Origin of the sequence: Pseudovibrio sp. Ad46 (genome assembly GCF_001623065.1) — a bacterium.
Classification (GTDB): domain Bacteria; phylum Pseudomonadota; class Alphaproteobacteria; order Rhizobiales; family Stappiaceae; genus Pseudovibrio.
In genome coordinates this window covers 184,633-203,385 of record NZ_LMCG01000068.1, presented here as the reverse complement: position 1 = coordinate 203,385, position 18,753 = coordinate 184,633, and the positions used below count along the sequence as shown (strand labels likewise).

16 protein-coding genes are annotated in these 18,753 nt (G+C 52.1%); 12 read left to right on the top strand and 4 right to left on the bottom strand.

Annotated features, from left to right (window positions below; genetic code table 11):
* The first annotated feature begins 94 nt into the window (after positions 1-94).
* The 7 genes from PsAD46_RS18185 to PsAD46_RS18155 all read left to right on the top strand — a co-directional run bounded on the left by PsAD46_RS18185 (position 95) and on the right by PsAD46_RS18155 (position 9,044).
* Positions 95-2,332, top strand: coding sequence for a PAS domain-containing sensor histidine kinase (locus tag PsAD46_RS18185; RefSeq protein WP_057466221.1), 2,238 nt, complete (start codon positions 95-97; stop codon positions 2,330-2,332).
* An 18-nt stretch (positions 2,333-2,350) separates the two neighbouring features.
* Positions 2,351-3,718: a sigma-54 dependent transcriptional regulator gene (locus tag PsAD46_RS18180; protein WP_063290870.1), complete on the top strand. Its 1,368-nt coding sequence runs from the start codon at positions 2,351-2,353 to the stop codon at positions 3,716-3,718.
* 35 nt (positions 3,719-3,753) lie between these two features.
* Positions 3,754-5,130, top strand: coding sequence for a Trk system potassium transporter TrkA (gene trkA / locus PsAD46_RS18175; protein ID WP_057466224.1), 1,377 nt, complete (start codon positions 3,754-3,756; stop codon positions 5,128-5,130).
* 327 nt (positions 5,131-5,457) lie between these two features.
* Positions 5,458-6,336 carry a D-amino-acid transaminase gene (locus PsAD46_RS18170; protein ID WP_063290869.1) on the top strand — a complete coding sequence of 293 codons (879 nt, stop codon included), beginning with the start codon at positions 5,458-5,460 and terminating at the stop codon, positions 6,334-6,336.
* 164 nt (positions 6,337-6,500) lie between these two features.
* A complete protein-coding gene (gene hfq, locus PsAD46_RS18165) occupies positions 6,501-6,758 on the top strand; it encodes an RNA chaperone Hfq (protein ID WP_008546823.1) in 258 nt (85 codons plus the stop codon).
* Positions 6,758-8,233 (top strand): GTPase HflX, encoded by a 1,476-nt coding sequence (gene hflX / locus PsAD46_RS18160; RefSeq protein ID WP_063290868.1) that lies wholly within the window; start codon positions 6,758-6,760, stop codon positions 8,231-8,233. Before hfq ends, hflX begins: the two co-directional genes overlap by 1 nt.
* A gap of 196 nt (positions 8,234-8,429) precedes the next feature.
* Positions 8,430-9,044, top strand: a complete 615-nt coding sequence (locus PsAD46_RS18155; RefSeq protein ID WP_063290867.1) for a YdcF family protein — start codon at positions 8,430-8,432, stop codon at positions 9,042-9,044.
* Positions 9,045-9,095: 51 nt separating this feature from the next.
* Here PsAD46_RS18155 and mazG read toward each other — a convergent pair whose 3' ends face one another.
* Positions 9,096-9,929, bottom strand: coding sequence for a nucleoside triphosphate pyrophosphohydrolase (mazG, locus tag PsAD46_RS18150; protein WP_063307543.1), 834 nt, complete (start codon positions 9,927-9,929; stop codon positions 9,096-9,098).
* Positions 9,930-10,164: 235 nt separating this feature from the next.
* Positions 10,165-11,526, bottom strand: a complete 1,362-nt coding sequence (locus PsAD46_RS18145) for an aspartate aminotransferase family protein (RefSeq protein ID WP_063307542.1) — start codon at positions 11,524-11,526, stop codon at positions 10,165-10,167.
* A gap of 311 nt (positions 11,527-11,837) precedes the next feature.
* Here PsAD46_RS18145 and arfB point away from each other — a divergent pair, with 311 nt between their 5' ends.
* Together arfB and PsAD46_RS18135 are read left to right on the top strand one after the other, a co-directional pair.
* Positions 11,838-12,272, top strand: coding sequence for an alternative ribosome rescue aminoacyl-tRNA hydrolase ArfB (gene arfB, locus PsAD46_RS18140; protein ID WP_057466233.1), 435 nt, complete (start codon positions 11,838-11,840; stop codon positions 12,270-12,272).
* Between the two features lie 226 nt (positions 12,273-12,498).
* Positions 12,499-13,353, top strand: coding sequence for a methyltransferase domain-containing protein (locus PsAD46_RS18135; protein WP_063288831.1), 855 nt, complete (start codon positions 12,499-12,501; stop codon positions 13,351-13,353).
* Between the two features lie 66 nt (positions 13,354-13,419).
* On the opposite strand, the gene aroQ is transcribed toward PsAD46_RS18135, so the two are convergent.
* Both aroQ and PsAD46_RS18125 read right to left on the bottom strand, forming a co-directional pair.
* Positions 13,420-13,863, bottom strand: coding sequence for a type II 3-dehydroquinate dehydratase (gene aroQ, locus PsAD46_RS18130; protein WP_063290863.1), 444 nt, complete (start codon positions 13,861-13,863; stop codon positions 13,420-13,422).
* 38 nt (positions 13,864-13,901) lie between these two features.
* Positions 13,902-14,525: a TetR family transcriptional regulator C-terminal domain-containing protein gene (locus PsAD46_RS18125; RefSeq protein ID WP_063290862.1), complete on the bottom strand. Its 624-nt coding sequence runs from the start codon at positions 14,523-14,525 to the stop codon at positions 13,902-13,904.
* 150 nt (positions 14,526-14,675) lie between these two features.
* Between PsAD46_RS18125 and PsAD46_RS18120 the strand changes: the two genes are divergently transcribed.
* The 3 genes from PsAD46_RS18120 (at position 14,676) to PsAD46_RS18110 (ending at position 18,527) form a co-directional block, all read left to right on the top strand.
* Positions 14,676-16,052 (top strand): MATE family efflux transporter, encoded by a 1,377-nt coding sequence (locus PsAD46_RS18120; RefSeq protein ID WP_063307568.1) that lies wholly within the window; start codon positions 14,676-14,678, stop codon positions 16,050-16,052.
* Positions 16,053-16,350: 298 nt separating this feature from the next.
* Positions 16,351-17,691 (top strand): aspartate aminotransferase family protein, encoded by a 1,341-nt coding sequence (locus PsAD46_RS18115; protein ID WP_063307541.1) that lies wholly within the window; start codon positions 16,351-16,353, stop codon positions 17,689-17,691.
* Entirely contained in the window at positions 17,691-18,527 is an 837-nt protein-coding gene (locus tag PsAD46_RS18110) for a 3-keto-5-aminohexanoate cleavage protein (RefSeq protein WP_063307540.1), read from the top strand. The genes PsAD46_RS18115 and PsAD46_RS18110 overlap by 1 nt, the downstream gene beginning before the upstream one ends.
* Positions 18,528-18,753: the final 226 nt, after the last annotated feature.

The following is an 18,753-nucleotide window of genomic DNA, read 5'->3' as shown; positions in this document are numbered from 1 at the left end:
AATAAAACCCATTGTCGCATTTTGGCAACAATTCGTGCTAATAGTCTGTTTCCAATATTAATAAAGTTATCGCAGGTGCGCAGGTTCGCGTTTCATGATTTTCAAGTCAAAAGCAGAAGAACATACCCCAAAACTTGATGCGAAAGGCCGCAAGTCTCGCATGTTTGGCCTTTCCGTGGTCTTGCTGGCGCTGTGTTCCATCGGGGTTTCCTTTCTGGTGCTGATGGGCGTGACGCCTATCGTTCCTTCTGAAACGGTTGTTTACATTGCGCTTGGATTTAATGGCGCACTGGTGTTCCTGCTTATCGGCTTGATCATCTTTGAGCTTGTGAAGCTGTTGCAGGCGCGGCGCCGTGGGCGTGCTGCGGCCCGGCTTCATGTGCGCATTGTGACTATGTTCTCGCTGGTGGCTGCACTGCCTGCGTTTATTGTTGCTGTGGTGGCAACGATTACGCTGGATCAGGGGCTTGATCGCTGGTTTGAGACAAGAACGCGCAATATCATCACCAACGCCCAGTCGGTTGCGGCCGCTTATGTTCAGGAGCACGGAAACTCGCTGCGGTCCACGCTGATTGGCATGGCCAGTGATGTGGATCTGAACCGTAACTCTTATTTTTATGACCCCACTCGGTTTGACCGCTTTTTTGAGACCCAGACCTGGGTCCGTGGCTTGCTGGGGGCTTATGTTCTGAAAAATGACGGCACCGTCGTGATGCGTGTGTTGCGCGATCCGAAGGTGGAGCCTTTGCTGCCACCGCAGGTGGCGATGAACCAGGCTAAGGATGGGGCTCCTGTGCTGATTGCACCGGGCGTTTCCAACCTTGTGGGCGGCGTGATTAAGCTGTCCGCTTTTGATGACCTCTATCTTTATGTGACGCGTGCGCTTGATCCCCGGGTGGTTGAATATCAGCGTCTGGCGGAAGCTGGCGTCAATGAGTATGCGGAGCTGGAACAGCGCCGCTTTGGTGTTCAGCTGGCGTTTGCCCTTGTTTACGTGGGTGTGGCGCTTGTACTGCTGCTCTCCTCCATCTGGGTGGGCTTTGGGTTTGCCAACCAGCTTGTGTTGCCGATCCGTAACCTTATTGGCGCTGCAGATCAGGTTTCCAAAGGCAATTATTATGTTGAGGTTGAAGCTGCGAAGGCGAGCGGTGACCTTGAGAGCCTTGGGCGGACCTTCAACAATATGACGGGTCAGTTGCGTGGGCAAAGGGATGCGCTGCTGGCTGCAAATGACCAGATTGACCGCCGCCGCCGCTTCAGTGAAGCCGTGCTATCTGGGGTGTCCTCTGGCGTAATCGGGATTGATGATGAGGGTGATGTGACCATGGTCAATCGCTCAGCAACACGTCTTCTCAGTCAGGATGAAAACGAGCTTCTGGAAAAACCGATCTACGACAATCTTCCAGAGGTGCAAGAGGTTGTGTCTAAGGCGCTTGAAGAAAGCTCCAGTGGCTCGCAGGTGGCACAGGTTGCCATTATGCGTAAGGGGCGTGAGCGCACTGTGAATGTACGTGTGACGACTGAGGAAGCGACCCGTTCTGAGCATGGTTTTGTGGTGACGCTGGACGACATCACGGACCTTGTTGCAGCTCAACGTAACTCGGCCTGGGCGGATGTTGCCCGCCGTATTGCGCATGAGATTAAGAACCCGCTGACACCGATCCAGCTTTCTGCTGAGCGTATCCGTCGCCGCTATGGCAAGCGTATTGAAGATGATGACCGTAAGGTGTTTGACCAGTGCGTGGATACGATCATTCGTCAGGTGGGGGATATTGGCCGTATGGTTGATGAATTCTCCTCGTTTGCGCGTATGCCAAAACCAAAGATGGAAGAGGCCGATCTGCGCTCCGTGGTGCGCGAGTCCACCTTTATGGTGTCTGTTGCCAATTCTCAGGTTCATTTTGAAACCGATGTGCCGGATGAGGCTGTACGGGCAACATTTGACAGCCGTCTGGTTGGGCAGGCTGTTGGTAATGTGATCAAGAATGCGTCGGAAGCTGTTGAGGCTTATCTGGCGAGCGAAGAAAACCCGGAGCAGGGCTCTGTTCTGGTGAAACTTTATAGGGAAGGTCCGGTTCTCACGATTGATGTGATTGATAACGGGATTGGCCTTCCAACTGAGCACCGCACGCGGCTTTTGGAGCCGTATATGACGACCCGTGAAAAGGGCACCGGCCTTGGGCTCGCGATTGTGCGGAAAATTATGGAAGATCATGGGGGTGGAATTGAACTGCTGGATGCGCCATCTGTTGCCGAGGGCGGGCATGGTGCCATGGTTCGGCTGACTTTGCGCAGTTTTGATGTTCCTTCCTTCACTGAAAATGTAACGTAAGAATGGTGGTGATAAGCCGTGGCAAGTGACATTCTGATTGTTGATGATGAAGCAGATATTCGTGAGCTGATCGCCGGAATTTTAGAGGATGACGGCTATAATACCCGCACCGCTGGCAACAGTGATGCGGCGTTGGCTGCGATTGCGGACCGTCGTCCTTCTCTGATTATTCTTGATATCTGGCTCATGGGCAGCAAGCTTGACGGGCTTGAAGTGCTTGAGGTGATCAAGAAAGAAAACCCTGACCTACCTGTTGTGATCATTTCTGGTCACGGCAACGTGGAGACAGCGGTTTCTGCGATCAAAAAAGGCGCCTACGATTACATCGAGAAGCCGTTTAAGGCAGACAAGCTGGTTCTGATCACCGAGCGCGCGCTGGAAGCTTCTTCCATGAAGCGCGAGATCAAGGAACTGAAGCAGCGTGCTGGCGACGTTTCCAATCTGGTGGGCAGTTCGTCCTCCATTAACAACCTGCGCATGACGATTGAGCGTATTTGTCTGACCAACAGCCGCGTGATGATCACCGGGCCGTCTGGTTCTGGCAAGGAGACCGTTGCGCGGACGATCCATGAAGCGTCTCCTCGCTCCAAATCGCCGTTTGTGGTGCTTTCTGCTGCGAACATCACGCCGGAGCGGATGGAAGAGGAGCTCTTCGGCATTGAAGAGACTAACTCCACACCGCGCAAGGTGGGCGCGCTTGAAGAGGCGCATGGCGGGACCATCTATCTGGATGAGATTGCCGATATGCCGCTGGAGACGCAGAATAAAATTCTGCGTGTGCTGGTGGATCAGACCTTTACCCGTCTGGGTGGCCACAACAAAGTGAAAGTGGATGTGCGTCTCTTGTCTTCCAGTGGCTACAATCTGGAAAACAGGATTGCGGAAGGTTTGTTCCGTGAGGATCTCTATCACCGTCTGGCTGTTGTGCCGCTGCGAGTGCCTGCGCTTGAAGAGCGCCGTGAGGATATTCCTCAGCTGATCCATTTCTTCATGAAGCAGATTTCCAACTCCACCGGCCTGCCAATGCGCCGGATTGGTGAAGATGCGATGGCCGTGCTGCAAACGCATGACTGGCCGGGGAACCTGCGCCAGCTGCGCAATAATGTTGAACGTTTGATGATCCTGACACGGGCTGATTCAGAAGCTGTGATTACAGCGGATCTTCTGCCTGCTGAGGTGGCGTCGACTGTGCCAAGCATGCCGGGGTCTTCTGGCGGTGAAGAGCTGATGTCCTTGCCACTTCGTGAAGCGCGGGAACAGTTTGAACGTGAATATCTGCAAGCACAGGTTAAGCGTTTTGGCGGTAATATCTCGCGTACCTCTGAATATATTGGTATGGAACGGTCAGCATTGCACCGAAAGCTCAAGTCTCTTGGTCTCACCTGATCGGTGAGCTTTGAGGTGGAGCAAAGGACTGAATTATGAAGGTTGTAATTTGTGGCGCCGGACAGGTTGGGTACGGCATTGCCGAAAAACTTGCAGCGGAGCAGAACGACGTTTCTGTGATTGATACCAGCCCACAGCTGGTTCATGCCATTCGTGACACACTGGATGTGCGCGGCTTTATTGGCCATGGTGCGCATCCGGATGTGCTGGCGCAGGCTGGTGCTGATCAGGCTGACATGATTATTGCCGTGACCTTGTATGACGAGATCAACATGGTTGCATGTCAGGTGGCGCACTCTTTGTTTAACGTGCCGATCAAGGTTTCGCGTGTGCGTGCGCAAAGCTATTTGCAATCCCATTACCGCAATCTGTTTTCGCGCGATAACATGCCAATTGACGTGATCATTTCTCCTGAAATCGAAGTGGGTGAGATGATCCTGCGGCGCTTGTCGCTGCCAGGTGCCATGGAAACGGTGCGCTTTGCAGATGATAACATGATCATTGTCGGGATCGACTGCGGTGGTGATTGTCCGGTGCTGGATACGCCACTGCGCCAGTTGACCGAGTTGTTCCCGGATCTGTCAGCCGTAGTTGTTGGTATCGCACGTGAAGGCAAGGTTTTTGTTCCGCACAGCTCTGATATGATGCGGGAAGGGGATCTGGTTTATGTGTGCTGCGAGCGCGGTCAGGTGCGTCGTACGCTGAGCATCTTCGGTCATGAAGAACCTGAGGCCAAGCGTGTTCTTATCGCTGGTGGTGGTAACATTGGTGCTTACGTTGCTCGCCGTCTTGAGGAAAAGCAAAGCAGAACCAAAGTAAAAATTATCGAGCATTCGCGTGATCGCGCTATTCGTATTGCGGATGAGCTGCGCAGAACTGTGGTGTTGCATGGCAGTGCGCTGGATCAAGTGATGTTGCAGGAAGCGGATGTCGAAGATTCCGACATGATGGTGGCGCTGACCAATGAGGATGAGGTGAACATCCTGTCCTGCGTCATGGCTAAGAAAATGGGCTGTGAGCGGAACCTTTCCCTGCTGAACAACACCAGTTATCCAGCCTTTGCGCATGCTTTGGGCATTGATGCCTTTGTGAACCCGCGTCAGGTGACGATTTCCAAGATTTTGCAGCATGTGCGCCGTGGCCGTATTCGGGCAGTTCATGCGCTGCAAAATGGTGCTGCTGAGGTGATTGAGGCTGAGGCGCTGGATACTTCGCCGCTTGTTGGCCGTCCCCTACGTGAAGTTGAGCTTGCTGAAGGCATTCGCATCGGTGGAATTTTACGTGATGGCAAGGTGGTGACACCGTGCGGTGATGAGCGTATTCAGGCCCATGACCGCGTTGTGATTTTTGCTATTGCAGATAAGGTGCGTCAGGTGGAGCAGATGTTCCGCGTGTCACTGGAATTCTTTTAGAGCCAGTTTTGCTACATGGTTCCGGCGCTCTCGTATGAAAGTGCCGGAACATCAAGTCGTTAAGCCTGAAACGCGAGTGTTCGCGACTGGCCAGCCAAGGTGTCGTGGCCTTTGTTTTTTCTTCCCGTCTATAAACCTGTGATTTTAAGTATTTCTGGCTTAAACGCCCGGATAGTAGGTTGGTTTTAGCTTCCCAAAACGGAAGCTCAGGTTTTCTCAGTGATCCCACCCGGAAATATCTAGTTTTATCTGCTGTTAGCCACTTGATAGTATTCAGTAAATGCCCTTAGATGTAACCTGTTGAATGTTCCTGAACAGGAGAGGCTGATGAGCCGTGTTGCCTACGTAAATGGACAATATGTGCCACATTCTCATGCAGCCGTGCATGTGGAAGACCGGGGTTACCAGTTCTCTGATGGCGTTTATGAGGTGTGTGAGGTCTGGAGAGGCCAGATTGTGGACATGAGCGCCCATCTGGACCGGCTGGATCGGTCGCTGAGTGAGTTGCAGATTTCCGCCCCTATGTCACGCGGGGCCTTGACGCGGGTGATGAAGGAAGTGATTTCGCTCAACCGGGTGAAAAACGGCTTGATCTACATGCAGGTTACGCGCGGCGTGGCTCCGCGCGATCATTATTTCCCGCCAGCTGGGACTCCACCGTCTATTGTGATGACTGCAAAATCGGTGCCGTCACACAAAATGGACCAAATTGCGGCCAAGGGTGTTGGGGTCATTATGGTAGAAGAGAATCGTTGGGATCGGGTCGATATCAAGACTGTTGGTCTTTTGCCTAATGTCCTTGCTAAACAAAAGGCTAAGGAGTCTGGTGCCCGAGAAGCATGGTTTGTGGATAAAAAAGGTCTGATAACTGAAGGCGGTTCAACCAATGCTTGGATAATTCTAAAGAACGGCACTTTGGTGACGCGACCTGCTACCCACGGAATCTTAAAAGGAATTACCAGAGCGGGCGTTCTAAAACTGGCGGAAATGAAAGGATTTTCCGTAGAAGAACGCGGCTTTTCTCTGGAAGAGGCAAAAAGTGCGCAAGAGGCATTTTTAACAAGTGCATCGGGACTTGTCATGCCCGTCGTGAATGTAAATGGAACAATTTTGGGTGATGGTAAGCCCGGTCCAATCGTTCAAGACTTAAGAAAATCATTCCATGAAGCGTCAGAGTTGATTAAACTGACGGTTGCCGGGGGTTAAGTGCCTCCGGTGTTTGCTGAAGGGAACTTAGGAAAGACGGCGCACCTTATTAGTGTTGGGGCATCTCTCTTGTGTTTGTGAGTGTCACTTGGCCGTTTCGAGGATGGGAACAGTAAATGGTGGATGCCGCGGCCGTGTCCACTGAGAACAGGAAAAAAATAGTTATGGCTGACCGCGCTCAAAATCTTCAAGATACATTTTTAAATCATGTCAGGAAGCAGAAGACGCCACTGACAATCTTTTTGATCAATGGTGTAAAACTGCAAGGCGTAGTTACTTGGTTCGATAATTTCTGCGTATTATTGCGTCGTGACGGGCACTCCCAGCTCGTTTACAAGCACGCTATTTCAACAATCATGCCAAATAGCCCTATACAGCTGTTCGAACCAGCTGAAGAAGAAGGCGAAAAAGCAGGAGGCTGATGAAGCCCCAATCTAAAAAAGAGGCCGGTCTGAACCGCAAGCAACGCGATGCGAATGTTGAGGCCGGCGAAGACGAAGTGACCCGGGGAACCCGGTCACTCGTCATCGTACCGATCATTCAAAGCAGAGCTCTGGCGAGAGGAAAAGGTGCTCCTGAGCGTCCCTTTGGTGCCGAGCGTAGCCCCCAAGCCAGACTGGAAGAAGCTGTTGGACTAGCAGCTGCAATCGAGTTGGAGATTGTCTCCTCAAGTCTGGTGCGATTGGCAAATGTAAAACCGGGAAGTCTGTTCGGCTCAGGCAAAGTGGAAGAAATCCGCTTGCGTATTGATGTCGAAGAGATTGAGCTGGTTGTTGTTGATCATCCGCTCACCCCAATCCAGCAGAGAAATCTGGAACGAGACTGGAACACCAAGGTTATTGACCGGACGGGTCTTATTCTGGAGATTTTCGGTGAACGTGCGCAGACCAAGGAAGGTCGCCTGCAGGTCGAGCTTGCTCACCTGAGTTGGCAGAAATCCCGTCTGGTGCGGTCCTGGACCCACCTTGAGCGTCAGCGCGGCGGTCTTGGTTTTGTTGGTGGCCCGGGTGAGACCCAGATTGAGGCCGACAGGCGTATCATTCAGGATCGTATCACGCTGCTGAAAGGTCATCTGGAGCAGGTTCAGCGCACCCGTAAGCTTCACCGTAAAGCACGTAAGAAAGTGCCGCATCCGGTCATCGCTTTTGTTGGCTACACCAATGCGGGCAAATCTACGCTGTTTAACCGCATGACCAATGCGGAGGTGTTTGCCAAGGATCTGCTGTTTGCGACGCTCGATCCTACGCTTCGCCGTTTGAAGCTGCCGCATGGCCGTGAAGTCATTCTGTCAGACACGGTTGGCTTCATTTCCGAGTTGCCGCACAATCTGGTGGCTGCCTTCAGGGCGACGCTGGAAGAGGTTATTCAGGCTGATATTGTGCTTCATGTGCGTGATATTGCTCATGAGGACACCAAAGCGCAGTCTCAGGATGTGAATGAAACGCTTGAGATGCTTGGTCTTAAAGTGTCTGAGAGTGATCGTGTCATTGAGGTCTATAACAAGATCGACATGTTGGACGAGGCACATCGCGCCAAGTTGCTGGAAAGTAACTCGGTTGATGAGGGACCGGTTGCGGTTTCTGCGCTGAGTGGTGATGGGATCGAGGATCTGATTGCCCGCATCGAGACGCGTCTGGCTGAGCAGCTGGATACCGTGACGATGGTTCTGCCGCACAGCGACGGGCAGGGGCATGCATGGCTCTATCAGAACTGCGAGATCCTCTCGCGTGACGATACAGAGGGCGGCATTCGCTTGTCTGTTCGCGTCCCTGATGCCCATCGATCTCGCGTCCGGGAACGTTTCGCAAAATACTTCGTGACCGGGCTGGAGCTGGCTGAAGAGCCAACTGCAGAAGGCGGTGATGAGGATGATGACGGTGGTTACTCACCGATTTGATTGCCTCTGAGAGACGAATGAAAACAAGAAAGCCCTGCTCATGCGAGTGGGGCTTTTTTGTTGGTGGGCTGGGATTATGCCGTAGGCACCCGCGTTATGCGCAGTCTTCCAGCCTTTCTGCTTGTGAGGGATTTGAAGGAGTATTGTTTGGTGTAGCGTTGCTGGTTGTTGTTTTGGCCGTTAGTCTGGTTATGTCATGACCTGCGCAGCCAATTCACATCTGAAGCTTACACCTCAACTGATTGCTGAGATTGATCGGTATCTGCTTGTCAGAACCGAGATCCGAAAGGCTGATCTGTGTTTGCTGTTTGGCTCACACAGAAGTGCTGGCGCGCGGGTTCAGGTCACAGCGCAATTGTGGCGTGATGGGCTTGTTGGGCGAGTTCTGATTACTGGTGGTGAGTACACAGCGTCAGGGCAACTTGAGGCGCATGAGATGTGTGAGGCGCTTGTCGCTGGCGGAGTGCCAAGGCACCACATGATTTTGGAAACCCGCGCGACGAATACGGGTGAGAATGTAGCGTTCTCACTTGAGCGTTTGAAGGAGCTTGGGCTTTTTGAGTTCATTGGCTCCGTGATTGCCGTTGGTAGTGTGAGTGCGTCCCGTCGCTATTTGATGACGTTGGAGCGGCATTGGCCAGGGGTGATTAAGATGATTGCACCTGCACATAAGTATCCGGTGGGTGTGGCGGATTGGCCTGCTCATCCAGAGTTTGCAGCTGAGGTTTTGGAGGAGTGGGGCAAGGTGCAGCCTTATCTTGAGGCTGGTTACCTGCGGGAATTGAATTCAGATACGTGCCCGTTGCTCTAATGCACACATTGCTGATCAGGCGAGGTGTTGTCCGCTCGCCTGACAGTGCTTTTAGCTTGCTGGATCAAACTTCTTAGCTGCTTGCCAGTGAGCTTCCATCTCGTCGAGGGAGAGGTCTTTAAGCGGGCGTTGTTCGGCTGTTGCTGCGTCTTCTATGTGGGCGAAGCGACGGCGGAATTTGGCGTTTGTGCGTTTGAGGGCGGCTTCTGGCTGGATTTCCAGATGACGAGCGAGGTTGGCGATGGCGAACAGGACGTCGCCGAGTTCATCTTCGATTTTTCTGCGGTCTGGCGTGTTGGCTGTGACTTCAACGGTGAGTTCTTCCACTTCCTCTTTGATCTTGTCGAGGACGGGCTCTGCAGCACCCCAATCAAACCCAACTTTGGAGGCGCGGTGCTGGAGTTTTTCGGCTTCTGTCAGAGCCGGGAATGCGGATGGCACTTCATCCAAAAAGTGTGGCATCTGATCAATGAGGCCCATTGCAGCGCGTTGTTGTTTGCGCTCCTGCTTTTCCTCTTCCTTGATGCGATCCCATGTGCCTTTCGGGAAGCCCGCTGCTTTTTGCTCGTCATCTCCGAACACATGCGGGTGGCGGCGGATTATCTTTTTGGTGATGGCTTCAACCACGTCGCCAAAGGCGAAGGCGTCTTCTTCTTCGGCCATGCGGGAGTGGTAGATGACCTGAAGGAGCAGGTCTCCCAGTTCTTCTTTCAGATCGCTCAGGTCTTCACGCTCGATTGCATCGGCAACTTCATAGGCCTCTTCGATGGTGTAGGGCGAAATGGTTTTGAAGTTCTGCTCCAGATCCCAAGGGCAGCCGGTCTCAGGTGTTCTGAGGGCTTTCATGATTTCGATGAGGCGGGAAATGTCGCGGGAAGGTAGCATGGGAGTCCTGATGCATGAGAGCTTTTGTAATTCGGGCGGCACATTATCAGCCTCGTGGTTTCATGGCGAGGGGCTTTGTTATGCATGCTGGGATATGTGGTGAATTGCTGCTCAGGAACTGGTTAAAGTTAATAAGGATTAACTTTAGAATGTGCGTGTAAGTTACTTATAACGTTGCGGTATATAAAAAGAGGCGCTGGGGCGCCTCTTTGAAATTCCATGCTGAAACAGGAGCTTAATCCAGATTCTTAAGGACATCGCGTAGTGTGCCAACCAGTACGTCGATCTCGCTTTCTGAGATGACGAGTGGTGGAGACATTGCGATTGTGTCGCCTGTGGTGCGGATGAGAATGTTCTTCTCATAAGCTTTCAGGAAGGCTGTGAATGCGCGCTTGGTCGGCTCATCTGCAATCGGCTCCAGCTCGATCGCACCAATCAGCCCGATGTTACGGATGTCGATCACATTCGGGCAATCACGCAGGGAGTGAAGTGCGTCCTGCCAATACGCGGCCATCTTGGCGCCGCGTGTGAGCAGCTCCTCTTCAGCGTAGACATCCAGCGTTGCCAGAGCAGCTGCACAGGCAAGTGGATGAGCTGAGTAGGTGTAGCCGTGGAACAGCTCTATCAGATGCTCAGGTCCGGTCATGAATGCGTCATAGACCTTGGAGCTGGCAAACACCGCACCCATTGGCACAACGCCGCTGGTGAGGCCTTTGGCCGTGGTGACGAGGTCCGGGATGACGTCAAAGTAATCGACACCGAACGGAGTGCCCAGGCGACCAAAGCCAGTGATGACTTCGTCGAAGATCAACAGGATGCCATGCTCATCACAGATGTCGCGCAGGCGCTTCAGGTAGCCTTCTGGTGGAAGGATCACACCAGCGGAGCCCGCAACTGGTTCCACAATCACTGCTGCAATGGTGGATGGGTCGTGGAGCTGGATGAGACGCATGAGGTCTTCAGCGTACTCAATGCCGTTTTTCGGTACGCCCTTGCTGAACTCATTGCCTGCAATACCATGGGTGTGACGTATATGATCAACACCAGCGAGCATCGCACCAAACTGCTTGCGGTTGGCTACCATGCCGCCAACAGAAATGCCGCCGAAGTTGACACCGTGATAGCCGCGTTCACGCCCAATCAGGCGGGTCCGTGAGCCTTCTCCCTTAGCCTTGTGATAGGCCAGTGCCATTTTGAGGGCGGTTTCAACGCTCTCAGAACCGGAGTTGGTGTAGAACACGTGGTTCAGCGGGTCTGGCATGAGAGCTGCTAGACGGGCCGCGAGCTCGAAGGACTTTGGATGTGCCATCTGGAAGGCAGGTGCGTAATCCAGCTCGGCGACTTGCTTCTGCACAGCTTCGACGATCTTCTGGCGTCCATGGCCAGCATTACAGCACCACAAGCCTGCTGTGCCGTCCAGAATCTGACGGCCATCGGCGGCGGTGTAATGCATGTCCTTGGCCTTCACGAGAAGGCGTGGATCTTTCTTGAACTGCCGGTTTGCCGTGAATGGCATCCAGTAGGCATCAAGGTTGTTTGTAGTCAGGCCGGTGATCTCTTGGATCTCGTCCCGCGCCAATATGTTAGTCTCTGTCATTTCCCCTCCAGTAACGCTTGAGACGAATATTGCTTGTTCGGCTGAGCGCCTTAATTATTTTACCCTCTGGCAGGATATGGATTCGAGACTAGGTAGAAGAACTGACTAAATCAAGCGATATCAAACATATACGTGCATTATACGTTCGCCTATACCTGCGGTGGAGCGTGGCTATGTTGCGTAAAACTTTGCAAATCTGAGGGGCTGGTATTATAGCGTGCACTGTTGCTTTACTGGTTGTTTTTTGACCAAAGAGTAAAATTTCTTATTTCAATCAATGCTATGCATGCGTGATGTAACGGGCGGGCCAGATGAGCGAGCGCAAAAAAATAAAGGTGAATGAGCGCTACTCAATTGAGGAACGCGACATCAAAGAAGACTTCATCAGGGCGTCCGGACCGGGCGGTCAAAACGTGAATAAAGTGTCTTCTGCCGTGCAATTGCGATTCAATCTGGATGGAAATGCGACTCTCCCGGATGACTTAAAGACTCGTTTGCGCAAGATCGCAGGCTCACGCCTGACGCTGAAGGGCGAGGTCGTTTTGACAGCTGATCGCTTCCGCACGCAGGAGCGCAACCGAGAAGATGCGTTGGAGCGGTTGCTGGAGCTTATTCGCAAAGCAGCTTATGTGCCCAAGACGCGCAAAGCCACACGGCCAACGCTGGCCTCCAAGCGCCGGCGAATGGAAGGGAAGAAGCAGCGCGGCAACATCAAGAAGCTGCGTAGTTCCAAGAATTACGACTGATTTGAAGGCTTGGCTCCTCCGGTAAGGCTAATCGCCCATATGCTTATGAGTGCGAGGGTGAGCCTGTCGCGCCCCACGGGACGACCAAAAAACAACAGCGCATCCAAACTGTCTGACAAAAATACAAAGAGATATTTATCAAGCAACGTAAGTCTTCATCATGTTTTTTTTGATCTAGTCCTTTTATGAAAAACACCTTGTTTGCTTTAGGCAGAGGCATGTCACGATGATGAACATCAATTTCAATTCAGACGATGAAGACAATCCAATACATGCTGCGCTCAAAAAGTTCTTGATCGACTGCCAGGTGCAGGATCTTAAAGAGGCAGGTAAGACCGAAGAAGCTGAGCAGCTTGCTTTAAAAAATGTAGAGCAGGATTTAAGCGCTATCGAGCAAGAGCAGTTGGCATCTGGATCGAACGATGAGAATTACACACCTGACACAGTGCCTGAGCAGTGTGTGAGCAAGACTTTTGACAATTATGCAGACAACTTTGATCAGCACCTGACGAAACAGCTCAACTATGCGGTGCCTCTGATTATTCAGGAGATGGTCAGCAAGTTCACAGAGGGCAGGTTTAAACGCCTTTTGGATTTAGGGTGTGGCACTGGTTTGTGCACTGAGGTAATCGGCGATCTTGTACTGCATAAGACGGGAGTAGACCTTTCTGAAGGGATGCTTGAGAAGGCCGATCAGAAAAGTCTTTATGACGATCTTTATTTGAATGATCTGACTGAATTCCTGCAGAACGACTGGGATGAACGCTGGGACTTAATCATCTCTGGCGATACATTTATTTATCTTGGGGCACTGGAGGAGGCTGTCGCTGGCCTTGCGAAGAACATTGAGCTTAATGGCAAGGTCATTTTCACAACGGAAACAGCGGCAGACGAGGCTTTTTCAGAAAAACCATATGTGATGAGCAATCGTGGAAGGTTTGCCCATTCTGCTGATTATCTACGCAAGGTGCTGGCGGATAACGACTTTACACTTATTGAACTGGATGAAATTACGCCGCGTTTTGAGGATGGAAAGCCCGTTCTGGGGCTTGTTGTTGTTGCACAGTATAACGGCAAATGAACTCATAGAGCGCTTGAGTTTTCTGAGTTCGCCCGATGAGACAAAGTGGCTGAGCCGAACTGTTGCTTAGTCTTCTTCTTCCAAAATTCGAAGTGCAGCGTCCATGGCAAGTGTGTAACCGTGCGCGCCGAGACCGCAGATCATTCCGTTTGCGACCTTGGAGATGTAGGAAGTGTGGCGGAACTCTTCTCGCTGGTGGATGTTTGATAGGTGGAGTTCGATCACCGGGCGTTCCACACTGGCGATTGCATCCATGATTGCAATTGAGGTGTGGGTATAAGCGCCTGCATTGAGCACGATTGCGGTCCGCGTCTGGCGGGTCTGGTGAATCCAGTCGATCAGCTCGCCTTCGTGGTTGGACTGCTTGCATTCCAGGTCTACACCCAGCTGTTTTGCGTGGGCGCGGCACTGATCTTCAATCTCTGCAAGCGTGGTGGAGCCATAAACTTCTGGCTGGCGCATTCCAAGCAAGTTCAGGTTCGGTCCGTTGAGGATGAGGATCTTCTTCATGAAAGCTCTCTGAAGTTGTGCGGTGATCAAGTCTCACCTTAATGGCTCGAAAGCAGCTGAGACGCAAGGTCTTTGCTGTCGAGGCCGAGTGTTGACTTCAGTTCGTCCTTAAGGATCTGGACGGCCATGTCTGGTGTCAGATCTGTGTCGGGCAGATTGGACACGTCATAAAGATTGAAAGCCAATGACATGAGTTTCCATGCAACAAGTTCAGCGGGCAGGGTGAGGGTATACTCGCCAGACCGGACACCTTCCTTGAGGTTGTTGCAGATCCATTCATGGCTTTTGTTGGTTTCTTCACCGTAGACACGCGCAAACTCCGGGTCTCTGTTGGCTTCATCTGCTGCACTGATCCATATGCTGGTCTCTGCCTTTTCCTGAGGAGTTGCATTGAAGCTGATGAGACGGAGCAGGGCTTGTGTTGGAGGAAGGTCTTTGGAGACCGAGATGCAATTGTCGCCGTTTTTTTGAGACAGGTAGCGCAGGGCTTCGCACTTTAAATCTGTGAGTGATTTAAAGTGGTGGTGAAGAATGCCGGTTGCGGCTCCAAGTTGCTTGGCGACTGCCCGGGTGGTGATGCCAGCAAACCCATTTTCCTTCACAACATCCAGTGTTGCCAGAATGATTGCTTTGCGGCGTTCTTCCTTCGCCAGATAGGCCATATAGCGTTCCAGATTATCTCTTTAAATTGGTCAATCTTGACATAGCACGAAATTGAGCGTATGTCCAAGTTGATCAATCGTTCAAATTCAAATTCTTCTCAATTTTGATCGGAAATGCGGGAGGGCGCTCTCGAAGGCAAAGGGGAAAGCATGTCAGTGGCAATGGCAAACGAGCAGATGATCAGGGGACATCCGGCGAAAGAGTTTTTCCGGTTTGCGGTTCCTGCTGTGCTTGGCATGATTTCCATTGCGTCTGCCAGTATTGTTGATGGCATCTTTGTCGGAAACTTTGTTGGCGCGACGGCTTTGGCTGCGATTAGCCTGATCACGCCTATGTTTGCACTCTACTTTGGCGTGGTGGTAATGCTGACCGTTGGCGCTGCCGTGATGGCAGGCAAATTCATCGGTGAGAAACGGGAAAGAGATGCCTCCAACATCTTTATGAAGGCACTGATCAGCGTCCTGGCCTTTTCCGTGGTGTTTGCGGCATTGCTGCTTATCTTTACACCAACAGCAGCACGGATGCTTGGTGCAAACACGGAGACTGCTGAGATGGTGGAGACGTATATCTTCACCGTTGCCTGGTTCTTTCCTGGTTTGAGCCTTGCGGTTGCGCTGTCGCATTTCGTCCGCGTTGACGGGCGCCCCAACTTTTCCCTTGCCGGCATGGTGATGATCACTGCGGTCAACATTGTGCTGGATGCCTGGATGATTGGGTATCTGGGATGGGGCGTTTGGGGTGCTGCGCTGGCAACGGGGCTGGCCAGTCAGGCTGGCATGCTGTTTCTGCTTTTGCATTTCGCCAATAAAAGCGCCAAGTTGCGGTTTCTACGGCCCTTTGGATCCTGGCGGGTGATGTACACGGCTGCCTATAATGGTCTGTCTGAGTTCATCAATGAAAGCTCTGGCGGTGTTGTCGTGTTCCTGTTCAACTGGATCCTGATCACCGAAATCGGTGCGCAAGGCGTGGCTGCTTTCACCATTGTGAACTATCTGTTCTTCAGCGGTATCATGGTGTTTTATGGCGTGGGTGAGGGGCTTGGGCCTCTGGTGAGTGTCAATTTTGGTGCACGAAAACCGCGGCGGATTTATCAGTTTCTGTCGCTTGGGGTCGGGACCAACTTCGTTGTTGGCTTGTTACTGGCGTGCCTTTTGATTTTCCAACCCATGTTGCTGGCAAGTGCCTTTGTTGGAGATGCAGATCAGTCGACAGTTGAGCTGACGATTGAGATCATTGGTGTGATCTGGCCTGTCTTCCTGTTCAACGGGGTTAACATCGCGTTTTCCGGCTATTTTACAGGTATGCATTGTGCGACCCAGTCGGCACTGATTGCTGTGTCCCGGTCACTGGTAATGCCGCTGCTGCTGATCGTTGTCCTGTGGTTTGTGATTGGGCCGATGAGCGTGTTTTACGCACTGCCTGTGGCTGAAGCGCTGACGCTGGTCATGACGCTTTTGATGTTTTCGCAGAAAAAGCCACACTGGATACTTCGCCAGACACGGCGTACGGCTTCGGGCGTGCTCTAGGTCGTTCAGATTTTACTGAGTGAGTCTTTCGGCGACTAAGTAACTTTCACGTAAGCTGCACGGGGTTTTGCGTAGTTGGGTGTGGCTCCGTCTAATTTTATTGCCGGAATTTGTAGTAAAATATCTCAACTGTCTTTTGTGCGGGTGTCTCCGATCACAATCTGGAGATATTTCATAGTTTTTTATGGACAAGTACTTTGACGTAGGCAATGTGGTGCCTGTGCAAAATGTCACGCGTAGTTTTGCGTGTCTATGGACGGTCAATCGAACAACAGAGCTACAGCCCGGAGGCTGTAAAATGAGCCACATCTTTCCTAGAAATACCCGTGTAACACTACCAACAGCTGCTAAAGGCGACGGGTGCTACCTTATTGATTCCACTGGTAAGAGATACCTTGACGCCTGTGGGGGCGCCGCGGTTTCCTGCCTTGGTCACTCTAATGAACAAGTGATCGACGCGATTAAGGACCAGCTGGATAAGTTTTCGTTCGCTCACACTGGCTTTTTTGGCAGTGAGCCGGCGGAAGAGCTTGCCGATAAACTGGTGGCCCAAGCTCCTGAAGGCATTGACCGTGTCTATCTGGTTTCAGGTGGATCGGAGGCAATGGAGTCTGCTGTTAAACTTGTACGGCAGTACTTTGTTGAAAAGGGAGAACACCAACGTTCGCATATGATTGCGCGTTGGCAGAGCTATCACGGAAATACGCTGGGAGCGCTTTCCGCTGGTGGCAACAAGTGGCGCCGTGAAATGTTCGGTCCATTATTGATCGAAATGTCTCATATCGATCCTTGTTACGCTTATCGCTACAAGGAAGAGAGTGAAACGCTCGAAGAATACGGGCAGCGTTCCGCCAACCTTCTTGAAGAAGAGATTTTGCGTGTTGGACCGGAGAAGGTTGCTGCGTTCTTTGCTGAGCCTGTTGTTGGTGCAACCATGGGTGCGGTACCGGCTGTTAAGGGCTACCTGAAACGTATTCGCGAGATCTGTGACAAGTACGGCATCCTGCTTGTGTTGGATGAAGTGATGTGTGGCATGGGCCGCACCGGTCATATCTTCGCGTGTAACGAAGATGAGGTTCGCCCGGACATCGTTGCTGTTGCGAAGGGTATTGGTGCTGGTTATCAGCCACTTGGCGCGATGCTGTGCTCTAAAGAGATCTATGACACTATCGCGACGGGCTCTGGCTTCTTCCAGCATGGTCATACCTACATGGGGCATTCGCTGGCTGCTGCTGCTGGTGCTGCTGTGATGGACCAGTTGACGGCTCCAGGCCGTATGGAACATGTGCGCACCATGGGTGAGAAGCTGTCTGCTGCTCTGCATGATGAGTTTGGTCAGCACCCATATGTGGCTGACATTCGTGGCCGTGGTCTGTTCCGTGCTCTTGAGCTGGTGAAAGATCGGGATACGAAAGAGCCGCTTGATCCGTCCTTAAAGCTTCATGCGAAAGTGAAGCAGAATGCAATGAAGGCCGGTCTGATGTGCTACCCGATGGGTGGTACGGTTGATGGTAAAACGGGGGATCACATTCTTCTTGCTCCTCCATTCATCATTGATGACAGTCATATCACTGAGATCGTTGAGAAGCTAAGCCTTGCAATGAAAGAGAGTTTCACGCAGGCTGGAGTTTCTATCTGATGACAAAGCGGCTCATCATGAGTGCGCCAAATGGTGCGCGTCGTGGCAAAGCGGATCATCCGCAGCTGCCGGTGACGATTGAAGACGTCGTTGCCTGTGCAGTGAGCGTGGAAGCGGAGGGCGCGGATGCCCTCCATGCCCATGTGCGCGGTGCTGAGGGACAGCATGTTCTGGATGCTGGCCTTTACAAGGAGCTTATCCTTGAAGTGACGGCCAAGTGCCCTGAACTGGCTGTTCAGATCACCACTGAAGCGGTTGGCCGGTACAGTGCACAGGAACAGTATGATGTTGTTGCTGCTGTAGAGCCTGAGGCTGTTTCTGTTGCCATGCGTGAAATGGCGCCGGAAGGCGGTGATATGGATCTGGCGCGCCGGTTCTATCATGAAGCGAAGGAAGCGGGCCGTGCGGTTCAGCATATCCTGTATGCTCCGGAAGATGTAGCTCGTCTCGATCTGCTGATGGGTGAGGGCATTGTTCCTGCCGGGTATGGCAGCCAGCTTTATGTGCTTGGCCGTTATGCTAAGGATCAGGAGAGCGATCCGCGTGACCTGCTTGGTTTCCTTAGCGCCCGCGATGCTTCAGCTCATATTGCGCAGGATAACCCGTTTATGCTTTGCGCGTTTGGGCGGGCTGAGACGGCGTGTGGTGCTTTGGCGTTTGGTCATGGTGGACATGCGCGGATTGGCTTTGAGAACAGCTTGTGGCACGGTACCGGCAAACTTGCCAGGGACAATGCGGAGCGTATTCAGGTGGTCTCTCATATCCGCAGTGAAATGGGCTATGAAGGCGCTGTTTCCAAGGGTGACGTGCTGAGAGTGCTTGGAAAACCGCAGTAAAGTGGGATTTCGAGACTGAGAATTCAATAGGCTGCTATCACACCGATAGCAGCCTTTTTCAAAAATAAGAACTTTCATGGGTGCAATCTATAGTTGCGACTCACATGCGCTCCACATAAAGATGCGGTCTGCATCCTTTGATCGTGGTGAAGTTCTATTAATGTTGAAATTGAAATTTTTTCTTATCCCGTTGGCATGTCTGTTCGCATTCATCTTGCAATCAAGT